Source organism: Stenotrophomonas maltophilia (assembly GCF_023518235.1).
In the GTDB taxonomy this organism is placed as follows: domain Bacteria; phylum Pseudomonadota; class Gammaproteobacteria; order Xanthomonadales; family Xanthomonadaceae; genus Stenotrophomonas.
On sequence record NZ_CP090423.1, the window covers coordinates 256,842 to 271,053 of the forward strand.

Sequence of the window (14,212 nt, forward strand, 5' to 3'; positions counted from 1 at the left end):
CGGAAGGTTCCCGTTACTGCTTGTTCGATTCGGTGGCGGCCGGCTTGGCCGCATCGGCCTGCTCGGGCTTGGCCGCGTCGGCCGGTGCCTTGCCTGCAGCCGGAGCCGCGGCCGCCGGTGCAGCACCGCCTGCGGCAGGCTTGCCGTTGGCGTCCTGTCCCGGGGTCCACGGCTTGGCCACGGCCGGTGCGCCTTCCTTGACCTTCTGCACGCCGGCCACGATGACCTTGTCACCGGCGGCCAGGCCGTCGCTGACCAGCCAGTTGCCGTTCTGCGCGCCGTCGGTCTTGACGTTCTTGCGAATGACCTTGCCGTCGGCGCCGACCACCATCACGTAGCCGCCGGTGGTGTCGCGCAGCAGCGCCTGCTGCGGCACCAGGTAGGCGTTGTTGCGCTCGCCCAGGTTGGCCTGGAAGCTGACGAAGGCACCTGGCAGCAGGATCTGCTGAGGGTTGGGCAGCAGTGCGCGCAGCGACACCGCACCGGTGGCCGGATCGACCGTGGTCGAGGAGAAGTCCAGCGTGCCCGGCTCGCTGTAGGTGCTGCCATCGGCCAGCTTGACGTTGACCGTCGCCTTGCCGTCACCGGACAGTGCCAGCGCACCCTTGGCCTGCTGCGCGCGCAGCTGGGTCAGTTCGTCCACGCTCAGCGAGAAGTTCACGTACAGCGGATCGAGCTGGTCGACGGTGGTCAGCAGGGTCACATCGCCCTGGCCGACCAGCGCACCTTCGGTGACCTGCTGCTTGTTGGCCACGCCGCTGATCGGCGCGGTCACTTCGGTGTAGCCCAGGTTGATGCGCGAGGAGGTGACGGTGGCTTCGGCCTGCTTGACCGCGGCCAGCGCGGTGCGCTCGGCCGATTCGGCGTTGTCCAGGTCGGACTTGGAGACGAACTGCTGCGGCGCCAGCGAACGGGCGCGGTCGGCGGCCACCTTGGCATTGGCGTAGGTGGCGCGGGCCGAGGCCAGCTGGGCTTCGGAGGCATTGAGCGAGGCGCGCAGCGGGGCCGGGTCGATCAGGAACAGGGCCTGGCCCTGCTTGACCTGCGAGCCTTCCTGGTAGACGCGCTTGAGCAGAACGCCCGGCACGCGTGCGCGCACGTCGGCGCTGCGGAACGGCGACAGGCGGCCGACCAGCTCACGCTGCAGCGGCAGGGTCTGCGGCTTGGCGTCGATCACGCCTACCTCCGGCGGCGGGGGCGTCTGCTGTTCCGGCTTCTTGCAGGCAGCCAGCGCGACAGCAACGGCGCACGTCAAGGCAAGGGTGCGGAGTGGGGCGGTCATCAGGAGGAACTCCGGGGTTGGTTTGTAGACGGGGCCGGCGACGGCTGTGGCGCGAACGCGCGCAGGAAGCTGTCGACGGAGAACTCTGCCCAGCGCCGACGCAGCTGCGCGTCATCACGATGGGCGGTATGGAAGCGCTGTTTGTCGAAATCCTGACCGGCGATCATGCTCAGCAGCAGTTCGGCCATGTAGTGCGGGTCGTCATGGCGGAGCCGGCCTTGCATGCAAACGGTTTCAATCCATTCAGCAAGATGAAGCGTCAGTGCGCCGGCGCCATGCCGGTACAGCGTACGCGCCTCTTCAGGAAACTGCGCGGCGTCGGCGGCGATCAGCCGACAGGCCTGGCCCACGTGCGGTTGGTTGAAATGCTCCAGGAAGTCGGTGGCGAACTGGAGCAGGCTGGCACGCAGGTCGTCAGTGCGGAGTGCACGCAGCATGGCGCCGGTGGCGTGGCCGACATGGCGCTGCATGACCCGGCGCAGCAGTTCCTGCTTGCTGCCATAGCGCGAGTACAGGGTCTGCTTGGAGCAGCCGGCGTGCTGGGCCACCGCATCCATGCTCATCTGCATGCCCTGCTGGGCCAGCAGTTCGCGCACGGCATCGAACACACGCTCATCGCGCGCGTCCAGGGCAGCGGGGGGGCAGGGCGGGTTCACGCGGTGGACTATACCGTCCAGTTCAGCATTGTGGAATCGAATGGGTGTGGCTGCGTGTGTCTTCCGGTAACACGCTTTGCCGATCCTGTCGGAAGTGCTGCGGAGGGCGCCGGGACCATACCGGTGCGAACTGAATAGGCGTCTAAACCGCAGCAAACCCGAATCTGCTTATTCCGTCCTGCAGCAAGGCCTTTTCGTGCGGTAGGGCTACAATTTCATTTTCCCAACTGAGCAAGCGCATCGCTCTGCCATGAAACCGCAAAAAACCGCAGCCAAGACCGTGAAAAACAAGACCAAACCAGCAGAGTCGGAGGTCGCAGTGACCGCTGGTTTCTCCCTGGAGCCGGTGTACACGGCCTTGCGCAAGCGCTACCCCGCGGCCGCACAGGCCGAAGCAGTGGCCTTTGCCACTGGCTTCTACAAGCGCATGGAGTCGGACGAGTTCCCGCACCACAGCGCTGAAGAGTGGGCCGCTCTCGCGGCTGAGACGCTGGAATTCGCCCGTGCCCGCAAGGCCGGCAAGGCCAACGTCCGCGTGTTCAATCCGACCGCCAAGGCCAATGGTTGGGAATCGCCGCACACCGTGCTGCAGATCGTCAACGACGACATGCCGTTCCTGGTCGACACCGTCACCATGTCGCTGGCCGAGCAGGGCGTGGGCGTCCACGTGCTGGGCCATCCGGTGCTGCACTTCAGTCGCGACAAGGCCGGCAAGCTGCTCAAGGTCGGCGAGGGTGATGCCGAGTCGGTGATGCTGCTGGAGATCGACCGCCAGCCGGCCGAAGCCATGGCCGCCATCGAGCAGGCCATCAACAAGGCGCTGGATGAAGTGCGTGCGATCGTGCGCGACTGGCAGCCGATGAAGGACAAGGCACTGGCGCTGGCCGACGACCTGGGCAGCCGCCAGCTGCCGGTCGACGATGCCTCGCGCAAGGAAGCACAGGAGTTCCTGCGCTGGGCCGCCGACAACCACTTCACCTTCTTCGGCTACCGCGAATACCGCGTCGAGAAGCAGGGCAAGGAAGACGTGCTGGCGCCGCTGAACGACACCGGCCTGGGCCTGATGCGCGGCAAGGACAAGTCCGCCGCCCGTCCGGTCAAGACCCTGGCCGCGCAGGGCCTGAACGCCACGTCCGGGCTGAAGGACGCGCTGATCCTGACCAAGACCAATGCCCGTTCGCGCGTGCACCGCGCCGGCTACATGGACTACATCGGCGTGCTGGAATTCGACGCCAAGGGCAAGATCATCGGCGAGCAGCGCTTCCTTGGCCTGTTCACCTCCAGCGCCTACAACCGCCGCCCGTGGGAAATCCCGCTGGTGCGCCAGCGCCACGAACACGTGATGAAGCAGTCCGGCCTGGCCCCGGCCAGCCACAGTGGCAAGGCGCTGCGCCACATTCTGGAAACCCTGCCGCGCGAAGAGCTGTTCCAGTCCAGCGAGGACGAACTGCTGCGCACCGCGATGGGCGTGCTGGGTCTGCAGGAGCGCGTGCGCAGCCGCCTGTTCCTGCGCCGCGACAAGTACAGCCGTTTCATTTCCGCGCTGGTCTACCTGCCGCGCGAGCGCTTCAACACCGACGTGCGCCTGCGCATCGAGGCCATGCTGAAGGACGCGCTGCACGGTGAGTACGTGGACAGCTCGGTGGTGCTGGGTGAATCGCCGCTGGCGCAGGTGCACCTGATCGTGCGCCCGAAGCCGGGCGAAATGCTCGACGTCGATACCGCCGAACTGGAACAGAAGCTGGCCCAGGTGCTGCGCAACTGGCAGGACGACCTGCGTGAAGCGCTGGTGTCGCGCCATGGCGAAACAGAAGGCCTGCGCATCGCTGCCCGCATCGGCAAGGCGCTGCCGGCCGGCTACATCGAAGACAACAGCACCGCCGTTGCCGCCAATGATGTCAGCCAGCTCGACGCGCTGACCGGCCCGGACGACCTGCGCCTGAGCCTGCAGGCGGTGCCGCGCGAAAGCGGTGATGGCCTGCGCCTGAAGCTGTACCGCCAGCTGGACGACATTCCGCTGTCGGACGCGCTGCCGATGATGGAAAACATGGGCCTGCGCGTGATCGCCGAGCGTCCGTACCGCCTGTCGGTCGACAACGCGCCGGTGTATGTGCAGGACTTCGAAGTCGAATCGACCGCCGGTGCAATCGATGCCGCCAGCGTCGATGAAGCCTTCGGTGAGACCTTCGCCCGCGTCTGGCACGGCGATGCCGAGAACGACGGCTTCAACCGCCTGGTGCTGGCCGCCGGCCTGCACTGGCGACAGGTCGCCATGCTGCGTGGCTACTGCAAGTACCTGCTGCAGACCGGCGTGCCGTTCTCGCAGGCCTACGTGGAAGGCACCTTCGCCCGTTACCCGCTGCTGGCGCGCCTGCTGGTGGAACTGTTCGAAGCCCGCTTCGATCCGGCCACCGGCCACGAGAGCAAGGATGACATCGCCGCTGGCCAGGCCCAGCTGAAGGCCCACCTCGATGTGCTGGCTGCCGGCGACGAGGCCACCCTGAAGGTCCTCAAGACCGTGGTCGACGCCCGCAAGGGTGATCGCGATGCACAGATGCAGGCCGCGCGAGATGCGCTGCTGAAGCTGATGGACCGCGTGTCCAGCCTGGACGAGGACCGCATCCTGCGCTCGTTCATGGGCGTGATCGACGCGACCCTGCGTACCAGCTACTACCAGACCGATGCCAATGGCCAGCACGGCCATGTCATCAGCTTCAAGTTCGATTCGGCGCTGGTGCCGGACCTGCCCAAGCCGCGCCCGTACCGCGAAATCTTCGTGTACGGCCCGCGCGTGGAAGGTACCCACCTGCGCTTCGGTGCCGTGGCCCGTGGCGGCCTGCGCTGGTCGGACCGCCGCGAGGACTTCCGTACCGAAGTGCTGGGCCTGGTCAAGGCGCAGATGGTGAAGAACACCGTGATCGTGCCGGTCGGCGCCAAGGGTGGCTTCTTCGCCAAGATGCCGCCGGTGAACGGTGATCGCGATGCGGTCTTCGCCAACGGCGTGGCCTGCTACAAGCTGTTCATCCAGGGCCTGCTGGACATCACCGACAACATCGTCAACAACAAGATCGTGCCGCCGGTGGATGTCGTGCGCCACGACATGGACGATCCGTACCTGGTGGTGGCCGCCGACAAGGGCACTGCGACCTTCTCCGACATCGCCAACGGCCTGGCCATCGCGCACGGCTTCTGGATGGGCGATGCCTTCGCCTCCGGCGGTTCGGTGGGTTACGACCACAAGGGCATGGGCATCACCGCACGCGGTGCGTGGGAGTCGGTCAAGCGCCACTTCCGTGCGCTGGGCCGTGACAGCCAGACCCAGGACTTCACCGCGGTCGGCGTCGGCGACATGTCCGGCGACGTGTTCGGCAACGGCATGCTGCTGTCGCGCCATATCCGCCTGGTGGCCGCCTTCGATCACCGCCACATCTTCCTGGACCCGAACCCGGATGCGGCGACCTCGTTCGTCGAGCGTGAGCGCATGTTCACCGTGCCGCGTTCGAGCTGGGCCGACTACGATGCCAAGCTGATCAGCAAGGGCGGCGGCATCTTCCCGCGCAGCCTGAAGTCGATCGAGATCACCCCGCAGGTGCGTGAAGCGCTGGGCCTGGACGACAGCGTCAAGGCGTTGTCGCCGAACGATCTGATGAGCGCGATCCTGAAGGCACCGGTCGACCTGCTGTGGAACGGCGGCATCGGTACCTACGTCAAGGCTGCCAGCGAGCAGCACAGCGATGTCGGCGATCGCGCCAACAATGCGCTGCGCGTGAACGGTGGTGAGCTGCGCTGCAAGGTGGTGGGCGAGGGCGGCAACCTGGGCATGACCCAGCTGGGCCGTATCGAAGCCGCGCAGGCCGGCGTGCTGCTCAACACCGACTTCATCGACAACTCGGCCGGTGTGGATACCTCCGACCATGAAGTCAACATCAAGATCCTGCTCAATGATGTGGTGCGGGCCAAGAAGCTGACCGTTGAACAGCGCAACAAGCTGCTGGCGTCGATGACCGACGAAGTGGCCGAGCTGGTGCTCAACGACAACTACCGCCAGAACCAGGCCCTGAGCCTGATGGAGCGGATGGCGGTCAAGCGCCTGGGCTCCAAGCAGCACTTCATCCGCACCCTGGAACAGCAGGGCCTGCTCGATCGCCAGATCGAGTTCCTGCCGTCCGATGCCGAGCTGTCCCAGCGCAAGGCACGCGGCCAGGGCCTGACCCGTCCGGAACTGTCGGTGCTGCTGTCCTACTCCAAGCTGGTGGCGTTCGCCCAGCTGCTGGATTCGGACATTCCGGAAGACCCGTACCTGTCCAAGGAACTGCAGCGCTACTTCCCGACCCCGCTGCAGAAGAAGTATGCCGACGCGATGGAGCGTCACCGCCTGAAGCGTGAAATCATCGCCACGGCCGTGACCAACCAGACCATCAACCGCATGGGCGCTACCTTCCTGATGCGCATGCAGGAAGACACCGGCCGTTCCATCGCCGAGGTGGCCAAGGCCTACACCATCAGCCGCGAAACGCTGGATGCACGCGCGCTGTGGGCGCAGATCGATGCGCTCGACGGCAAGGTGCCGGAGTCGGTGCAGATCGACGCACTGGAAGTGATCTGGAAGCTGCAGCGTTCGTTCGTGCGCTGGCTGCTGTCGCGCCCGGGCGCGATGCCGGGCATCACCGAAGCGGTCAACCGCTACCAGGGTCCGTTCAACGACATCCGTGTCGCCTCGGGCGTGCTGCCGGATTCGCAGCGTCCGACCTACGAAGCCCTGGTGGCCGAGTGGAAGGAAAAGGGCCTGCCGTCCGCGCTGGCGCAGCAGCTGGCCGAACTGCACTTCCTGGAGCCGGCGTTCGACATCATCGAACTGGCCCGCACCCGCAAGCTGAAGCCGGTGGACGTGTCCAAGGTCCACTTCCGCCTTGGCGACGCCCTGCAGCTGCCGTGGCTGTTCGAGCAGGTCGACGCGCTGGAGGTCAACGGTCGTTGGCACGCGGTGGCACGTGGCGTGCTGCGTGACGAACTGGCGGCCAACCACCGCAACCTGGCCGGCCAGGTGCTGGGCACCAAGGGCAGCAGCGCGGAGGCCAAGGTTGCAGCCTGGATGGGCCGTGACGACAACAGCCTGCGCTTCACCCTGGCGATGCTGGCCGAACTGGCCGAGCAGAAGACCCTGGACTACCCGACCGTCTCGGTCGCGGTGCAGCGCCTGGGCCAGCTGGCGGCACATGGCGCGTAAGTGAGGTAACGCCGGGCGCTGCCCGGCGAGCGTAAACCGGAACGGCCCCGCGAAAGCGGGGCCGTTCTGTTTCTGGGCACGTTCGCCGGGCCATGCCCGGCGAGCGCAGCGGTGCTCGGTTATGCTCTTGACCAGTTCCCCCCGGATCCACCGATGAGCGACTCCCCCCGCATCGCTTTCCTGGCCAGCACCACCGAACCGGCGCAGATGGCGCGTGCGGCGATGGTGTCGCGCTATGGCGACTACGCTCCCGAGCAGGCCGACGTGCTGTGCCCACTGGGCGGCGATGGCTTCATGCTGCAGACGCTGCACCGGCACGGGCACCTGGGCAAGCCGGTGTTTGGCATGAAGCTGGGGACCGTCGGCTTCCTGATGAACCAGTACCGCGGCGACGATGACGTGCATGCCCGCATCGCCCGCGCCGAGCCGGCCCATCTGCGCCCGCTGGAAATGGTGGCACTGACCGAATCGGGCACCAGCACCGGTTCGCTGGCGTACAACGATGTCTCGCTGTTGCGCCAGACCCGGCAGGCGGCACACATCGGCATCGACCTCAACGGCCAGGAGCGGGTGGCCGAGCTGATCGGCGACGGCGTGCTGGTGGCCACCCCGGCCGGCAGTACCGCCTACAACTATTCCGCGCATGGCCCGGTGCTGCCGCTGGGTTCGCACACCATCGCCTTGACGCCGTTGGCCCCGTACCGGCCACGGCGCTGGCGCGGCGCGATCCTCAAGGCCGACACCGAGGTGCGCTTCCGCGTGCTCGATCCGTACAAGCGCCCGGTCAGTGTCACCGCCGATTCGCACGAGACCCGTGATGTGGTGGAGGTGACCATCCGCGAGTCGAAGGACCGCCGGGTGACGCTGCTGTTCGACCCGGAGCACAATCTGGAAGACCGGATCCTGAGCGAACAGTTCGTTTTTTGAGGACAATAGGCCGCCGGCCCCGCCGACCGCTTGAAGGACCCCCACCGATGGGCGACAACTCCCCCCGTTTGCTGACCGTCGCGGTGACCTCGCGCGCGCTGTTCGATCTGGAAGAAAGCCATGCGCTGTTCGAGAGCGATGGCGTGGCGGCCTATGCCGAATTCCAGCGCCAGCATGAGGACGACATCCTCGGCCCGGGCGTGGCCTTTCCGGTGGTGCGCAAGCTGCTGGCGCTGAACCAGGGCGCCAGCCCGGAGAACCCGCGGGTCGAGGTGATCCTGTTGTCGCGCAACTCGGCCGATACCGGCCTGCGCATTTTCAATTCGATCCAGCACTATGGCCTGGGCATCATCCGTGCAACTTTCACCGCCGGCGAGCCGACCTGGCCGTATGTGAAGCCGTTCGGTACCGACCTGTTCCTGTCGGCCAATCCGGAATCGGTGCGCAGCGCGCTGCGCCACGGCATCGCCGCAGCGACGATCCTGCCCAAGCCACCGGGTGAGACCGCGGCGGCGGCAGCCGACCAGATCGACATTGGCCGCCCGGCCGGCCAGCTGCGCATCGCCTTCGACGGCGACGCGGTGATCTTCGGCGATGAAAGCGAGCGCATCTCACGCGAGCAGGGCGTGGAAGCATTCGGCCGCCACGAGCGTGAGCGCGCCCGTGAGCCACTGAGCGGCGGTCCGTTCCGTGGTTTCCTGTCGGCCCTGCATACGCTGCAGGAAGTGTTCCCGGCCGGCGAAAGCGCACCGATCCGCACCGCGCTGGTCACCGCGCGTTCGGCGCCGGCGCACGAGCGGGTGATCCGCACGCTGCGTGAGTGGGGCGTGCGCCTGGATGAGGCGCTGTTCCTCGGTGGGCGCCACAAGGGACCGTTCCTGCAGGCCTTCGGTGCCGACATCTTCTTCGACGATTCACAGCACAACATCGACAGCGCGCGCGAACACGTGGCCGCCGGTCACGTCCCGCACGGTGTCGCCAACGAGGGGTGACCATCGCCGGGCCCTGCCCGGCGAGCGCAGGGCAGCGGGGCTACGGGCTGCCCGACATCCCCAACTGCAGGTCCACCACCTTCCAGCGCAGGCCCTGCGGTTCCAGCACGACCTTCAATGGCGGCTGGCCGGGGCCGCGATCGACGTCGATCACGAAGCGGTCCAGCGCTTCGAAATGGTGCTCGGCGTTCTTCAGTGGCCGAGCCGGTTCGGTCGGGCCGAAGGCGTCGCCGCCCTGCAGCTCATTGCGGCCGCGTTTCCACAGCACGTGGCCCTGCAGCATCGCACCGATCCCGGCCGGGGTGACCATGGTGTCCACGGCGGCACCACCCAGCTGGTCGCCCAGGCCGTAGAGGAGGGCGCCGAATGGGCTGGCCGCCACATCCGGACCGGCCTGGCGTACCAGGTAGTCGTTGAGCTGGGCGCGCAGGCTGCTGCGAACGCGCGGGAAGTCCACGTAGCGCTCAAGGCGCGCGGTGTCACGCTGCTCGATGGCTTTGGACAGGCCGTTGACGGCCACGTAGGGGCCGCCAAACCACCAGGCCGCCAGTGCCAGGACCAGCAGGATTGCGAGGGCAGTGAGCTTTTTCATGCCCCCAGACTGCCGCAACAGCGGCCGTGCCGGGTGAAGACTCAATGACTGGGGGAGCCGCGGCCATCTCCGAAGGCGTCCACCAGTTGCTGGCGCTCGGCAGCGCTCAGCGCCTCCGGCCGTGTGGCCAGCACTTCATCCAGGCTGCCGATGCGGGTGGTGCCGAGGATCCCGCTGGCCACGCCGGCGTGGCCCAGCGCGTAGGCGAAGGCGGTCTGCGCCGGGCGCTGGCTGTTGATCGCGGCCACGGCGCTGCGCATGCTGCGGGCGCTGTGCATCAGTTGCCGGCTGCTGGGTTTGAGCCAGGCACGCGCCAGGTACCAACCATCGGCCAGCCGCGGCAGGCGCGGGCGCGCGGGCAGCAGGTGGCCCTGTGCCAGCACCGTGCCTGCCAGCACGCCGATGCCGGCGGCGTGCAGCTGGTCGATCAGCGGTTCGCGGTCCTGCTGCAGGGCGTTGTAGTCCAGCAGCACCACATCGAAGGCGGTGGGGTGGGCGATCATCCAGCGCAAGGTCGATGCGGAGTGGGTGTTGATGCCGGTGTGCCGGATCAGCCCACGCTCGCGCAGGCGTTGCAGCGCGGCCAGCAGATCGTCGTTGATGTCGTGTTCGCTGGCGCCATGCAGCTGGTAGATGTCCAGATGGTCCAGGCCGAGGTTGCGCAGCGAGGCTTCGCAACTGGCGGTGATGGCCGCAGGCGAGAAGTTGCGCTGCTCGGCACCGCTGATGCCGGCCTGGCCGGTCAGCGTGCCGCCCTTGCTGGAGATCACCAGCGCATCGCGCGGGTAGTGCTTCAGCAGCGGGCGAAGAATGCGGCCCAGGCGCGGCTCGGCATGGAAGCCGGAGTAGTTGTGCCCGGTGTCCAGCAGGTTCACGCCATGGGCCAATGCATGCGCGACCACGGCTGCCGCCGACGCTTCGGGAAAGCGGCGATGGCCCCAGAACCCGGAGCAACCCAGGCCGACCGGTGAAACCGCCAGGCCTGTACGGCCCAGCACTCGCCGCTGGCGCGCCAGCGCAGGCTGCGGCGACATCAGAATTCCAGGTCCAATGCCGCGCACAGGTAGTCGACGAACGGGCCCAGCCCGGCCAGGTCCTTGCCCAGCGTGGACAACAGGCGCGGCCCGGTCATCGTGGCGTCGTCCAGCGAGCGCCACATCACCCAGTTGCGATGCTTGAGGTCGTCGATGAACTCGAAGTCGGCCGGGAAGCCGCGCGGCGGGCGCACCAGCTTCTCGCTTTCCTCGAAATCGAAGCGCTTGCGCAGGGCCGGTGCATGCGCGGCGGCCTTCCAGCTGCCCGGGTTGTCGAGGATGAAATGGCGCACGCGGCGCTGGGTCTCCGGCTCCGGGTGCCACAGGCCTGCGCCGACGAAGCTCTCGCCCGGCTGCAGATGCACGTAGAACGAGGGCGCGGCCACTTCGCGGCGGCGCTCATGGAACAGACGCGCGCCCTGCCAGGTCTTGTAGGGCGACTTGTCGTTGGAAAAACGTGCGTCGCGATGGATGCGGAACAGCGAGCCACCGACGCCACGGGTATCGGCGCGGAAGTGCTCGCTGACCTCGGCCAGCGCCGGTTGCAGATCGCCCAGCAGGCGCAGGAACGGCTGCCGCACGTGGTCTTCGTACTGCTGGCGGTGGTCGTTGAACCAGGCCTTGTCGTTGTGCCGCGCGAGGCTGCGCAGGAACCTGAAGCTGGCGTCCGAGAAATAGGTACTCACAACGTCTCCTGCAGATGTTGGCCCCAGTCACGCAGCGATTGCAGCAGGGCCTGGCGCCGCGCGTCGTCGGGCGCATCGGCGGCCAGTGCATCGAGCTGCTGCCGGTACTGGGGCAGGTTGAGTTCGCCCAGGCCGCTGTCTCCGAGCAGGCGCTGGCGGCGGTAATCCTGCCAGCGTTCGCGTTCAGCCGGCGCGAGGCTGCCAGGATGGTTGCGCGCGCGGTAGCGGAACAGCAGCTCGGGCAGGCGTGGGTCGCGGAAGCGGCCTTCCAGCGCGGCCAGCTGTTCCGGCGCGGTGGTGCGGGCCAGCGCGAGCAGCGGCTTGTCGCCGTTGCCGAGGAAACCGTCATACAGCGAGGCATCGACGTCGGCCACGGTGGCCGCGCGCGGCTGGTTGTAGACCTGGCGCGCCTTCTCGGCCAGCTGCGGGGCGAACGCGCGCAGGCGCTCGACCTTGGCCTCGATCGCCGCCACGTCCAGACCCAGCCGCGCATGGTCATCGGCACGCAGGTGGTTCCAGGCGATCAGTGCCGGCACCTTGTTCACATGCACTTCCTTCAGCGGCACCCGTGCCACGCCCTCGGGCAGTTCGCTGGCGCGCATGTACAGCCGCTGCGCGATCACCTCGGCGGGCAGTTCCAGCAGGTCGTCGATGTCGCCGTCCAGGTCGAACACGATCACCCGATTGTTGATGGTCGGGTGCACCGCCAGCGGCAGCACCGGCGCCGCGCACAGGCGGCTGGCCGGGTAGCGCATGGAGATATGCAGCACCGGCTTGAGCGCGGCCACATCCAGCAGGCTGCCGACGAAGCGCTTGTCGCGCAGTTTCAGTGCGTAGTCCCACAGGCGCGGTTGAGACTGCTTGAACAGGCGCGCCATGCCGATGGTGGCGCGCACGTCCGAAAGCGCTTCGTGCGCATCGCCTTCGCGCACGTGGTTGGCTTCGGCCAGATGCTCCAGCTTGAACGAGGTGGCGCCGTCCTCGCGCAGCGGCCACTGGATGCCATCGGGGCGCATCGCGCGCATCAGCCGCAGCATGTCCAGCAGGTCCCAGCGCGAATTGCCGTTGCGCCACTCGCGCTCGTACGGGTCGTGGAAGTTGCGGAACAGGCCGTAGCGGACGAACTCGTCATCGAAGCGCAGCGTGTTGTAGCCCAGTGCGCAGGTGCTGGGCCGCGACAGCATTTCATTGATGCGGTCGAACGCCTCGGCCTCGCTGATGCCTTCAGCCAGGGCCTGCTGCGGTGTGATGCCGGTGACCAGGGTGGCCATCGGCGAGGGCAGCAGGTCATCGGCCGGGCGCACGAAGAAGCTGACCGGGGTGTCGATCTCGTTGAGGTCGGCGTCGGTGCGGATCGCCGCGAACTGCGAGATGCGGGTGCGCCGTGGATCCTGACCGAAGGTTTCCAGGTCGTAGAACAGGAAGCTGTCAGCCATCAGTGCGCGCCCTCCAGCACCGGCAGCTGCGCATGGATCTGCGCTTCCAGGGCAGCCCAGTCGATGTTGTCCAGTGAATCGTGGCCGGCAGTGGCCGCCACCAGCATGTCGCGCTGCAGTTCGGTGCGGCGCAGTGCTTCGGCATACGGCGTGTGCAGGAAGGTGACCATGGTGTAGTGCGGCACGAAGCGGGTCGGCCAGCGCCGCTGCAGCTCCTGCTCCAGCTCGCGTTGCAGCAGGAACGCAGGATCGGCCACGCGGTCGCGCATTTCCAGATAGTTCTCCAGCGCCATCTGCTGGATGGCACGTGCGTTCGGCTTGCGCTCGCTCTCGAACGCCGCGAAGGCGCCTTCCAGGTCATCCGCTTCCATCAGATGGCGGGCCAGTGCCACGCAGTCCTCGAAGGCGCAGTTCATGCCTTGGCCGTGGAACGGCACCATGGCATGGGCGGCATCGCCGATCAGCACCGCGCGGCCCTGCTGGTGCCAGCGTTCCAGGGTGAGCGTGCCGAGCAGGCCCGGCGGGTGCTGTTCCCAGTCTGTGCGCAGGTTCGGGATCAGCGGCAGGGTATCGGCGAACTCGTGCGCGAACAGTGCTTCGGCCTGCGTTCCGGTGTTGACCGTGGCGAAGCTGGGATCCCCCTGGTTGGGCAGGAACAGGGTGACGGTGAAGGTGCCTTCGTGGTTGGGCAGGGCGATGCACATGTAGTGGCCGCGCGGCCAGATGTGCAGCGCATTGCGTTCGATACGGAAGCTGCCATCGGCGGCCGGCGGAATCTCCAGCTCCTTGTAGGAGTGGTCGAGGAAGGCGATGTCCTCGCCCAGCGGTGCGCGCCGGTTCATCGCCGCCCGCAGCGCCGAGCCGGCGCCGTCTGCACCGATCAGGGTGTCGAAGTGGATGTCATGTGGGCTGTCATCGCGGTCGTCGATGAAGCGTGCGTAGCCGGCATCGAAATCCACGGTATGCAGGCGGCGGTGGAAGTGTACGGTGGCACCGGCCTGTTCGGCCAGCTCCAGCAGCGTGGTGTTGAGGTCGCTGCGGTGGATCGACCAAATTACTTCGCTGTCATCGCGGCCATAGCGCTGCAGCTGCGGTTCGCCTTCGCGCGGGTGCACCATGCGCCCACGCATCATCACCGCGCGCGCCATCACCTCGTCCTCCACGCCGGCCTGGCGCAGTGCGTTGCGTCCGCGCTCGGCCAGGGCCAGGTTGATCGAACGGCCGCTCTCGTAATCGGCGATGCGCGGATCGCCGCGGCGTTCGTACAGGGTGATGCGCCAGCCCTGGCGTGACAGCAGGATGGCCAGCAGGGATCCGGCCAGGCCGGCGCCGATAATGCTCAACGAGCGGGAAGCGTGTGCGATCAACGAACTGTCCAGC

General features: G+C 67.3%; 10 protein-coding genes. 3 read left to right on the forward strand and 7 right to left on the reverse strand.

All coding sequences use genetic code 11. The annotated features are described in order from the left end of the window. Window positions 1-13: 13 nt before the first annotated feature. The gene (locus LZ605_RS01375) at window positions 14-1,282 is read right to left on the reverse strand and encodes an efflux RND transporter periplasmic adaptor subunit (RefSeq protein WP_107232944.1); all 1,269 of its coding nucleotides are present in this window, start codon (window positions 1,280-1,282) and stop codon (window positions 14-16) included. Continuing rightward, on the reverse strand, window positions 1,282-1,938 hold the full coding sequence (locus LZ605_RS01380) for a TetR/AcrR family transcriptional regulator (protein WP_249843557.1): 657 nt from the start codon (window positions 1,936-1,938) through the stop codon (window positions 1,282-1,284). Before LZ605_RS01380 ends, LZ605_RS01375 begins: the two co-directional genes overlap by 1 nt. A 250-nt stretch (window positions 1,939-2,188) precedes the next feature. Here LZ605_RS01380 and LZ605_RS01385 point away from each other — a divergent pair, with 250 nt between their 5' ends. The 3 genes from LZ605_RS01385 (at window position 2,189) to LZ605_RS01395 (ending at window position 9,084) form a co-directional block, all read left to right on the forward strand. Next, the gene (locus tag LZ605_RS01385; protein ID WP_249843558.1) at window positions 2,189-7,165 is read left to right on the forward strand and encodes an NAD-glutamate dehydrogenase; all 4,977 of its coding nucleotides are present in this window, start codon (window positions 2,189-2,191) and stop codon (window positions 7,163-7,165) included. Window positions 7,166-7,318: 153 nt separating this feature from the next. Beyond that, entirely contained in the window at window positions 7,319-8,092 is a 774-nt protein-coding gene (locus LZ605_RS01390) for an NAD kinase (protein WP_249843559.1), read from the forward strand. A 47-nt stretch (window positions 8,093-8,139) separates the two neighbouring features. Continuing rightward, the gene (locus LZ605_RS01395; protein ID WP_019660382.1) at window positions 8,140-9,084 is read left to right on the forward strand and encodes a 5'-nucleotidase; all 945 of its coding nucleotides are present in this window, start codon (window positions 8,140-8,142) and stop codon (window positions 9,082-9,084) included. A gap of 40 nt (window positions 9,085-9,124) precedes the next feature. Here the strand turns inward: LZ605_RS01395 and LZ605_RS01400 are convergent, their stop codons facing one another. Genes LZ605_RS01400 through LZ605_RS01420 form a run of 5 tightly spaced genes read right to left on the reverse strand, consistent with a single transcriptional unit; the run spans window position 9,125 to window position 14,199 of the window. Continuing rightward, window positions 9,125-9,676: a DUF2939 domain-containing protein gene (locus LZ605_RS01400; protein WP_249843560.1), complete on the reverse strand. Its 552-nt coding sequence runs from the start codon at window positions 9,674-9,676 to the stop codon at window positions 9,125-9,127. Between the two features lie 41 nt (window positions 9,677-9,717). After that, the gene (locus LZ605_RS01405) at window positions 9,718-10,710 is read right to left on the reverse strand and encodes an aldo/keto reductase (RefSeq protein ID WP_249843561.1); all 993 of its coding nucleotides are present in this window, start codon (window positions 10,708-10,710) and stop codon (window positions 9,718-9,720) included. Beyond that, window positions 10,710-11,396, reverse strand: a complete 687-nt coding sequence (locus LZ605_RS01410) for a DUF2461 domain-containing protein (protein WP_107232950.1) — start codon at window positions 11,394-11,396, stop codon at window positions 10,710-10,712. Before LZ605_RS01410 ends, LZ605_RS01405 begins: the two co-directional genes overlap by 1 nt. Further along, window positions 11,393-12,832 carry an exodeoxyribonuclease I gene (gene sbcB, locus LZ605_RS01415; protein WP_249843562.1) on the reverse strand — a complete coding sequence of 480 codons (1,440 nt, stop codon included), beginning with the start codon at window positions 12,830-12,832 and terminating at the stop codon, window positions 11,393-11,395. The genes LZ605_RS01410 and sbcB overlap by 4 nt, the downstream gene beginning before the upstream one ends. Then, complete coding sequence (locus LZ605_RS01420; RefSeq protein WP_249843563.1) at window positions 12,832-14,199, reverse strand: FAD-dependent oxidoreductase; 1,368 nt, start codon at window positions 14,197-14,199, stop codon at window positions 12,832-12,834. Before LZ605_RS01420 ends, sbcB begins: the two co-directional genes overlap by 1 nt. Between the last annotated feature and the right edge of the window lie 13 nt (window positions 14,200-14,212).

What these genes read in the sequence shown, in the direction of transcription:
- LZ605_RS01375 (WP_107232944.1), bottom strand. Translation starts at nt 1,282, where the DNA reads ATGACCGCCCCACTCCGCACCCTTGCCTTGACGTGCGCCGTTGCTGTC.
- LZ605_RS01385 (WP_249843558.1), top strand. Translation starts at nt 2,189, where the DNA reads ATGAAACCGCAAAAAACCGCAGCCAAGACCGTGAAAAACAAGACCAAA.
- LZ605_RS01390 (WP_249843559.1), top strand. Translation starts at nt 7,319, where the DNA reads ATGAGCGACTCCCCCCGCATCGCTTTCCTGGCCAGCACCACCGAACCG.
- LZ605_RS01395 (WP_019660382.1), top strand. Translation starts at nt 8,140, where the DNA reads ATGGGCGACAACTCCCCCCGTTTGCTGACCGTCGCGGTGACCTCGCGC.
- LZ605_RS01400 (WP_249843560.1), bottom strand. Translation starts at nt 9,676, where the DNA reads ATGAAAAAGCTCACTGCCCTCGCAATCCTGCTGGTCCTGGCACTGGCG.
- LZ605_RS01405 (WP_249843561.1), bottom strand. Translation starts at nt 10,710, where the DNA reads ATGTCGCCGCAGCCTGCGCTGGCGCGCCAGCGGCGAGTGCTGGGCCGT.
- sbcB (WP_249843562.1), bottom strand. Translation starts at nt 12,832, where the DNA reads ATGGCTGACAGCTTCCTGTTCTACGACCTGGAAACCTTCGGTCAGGAT.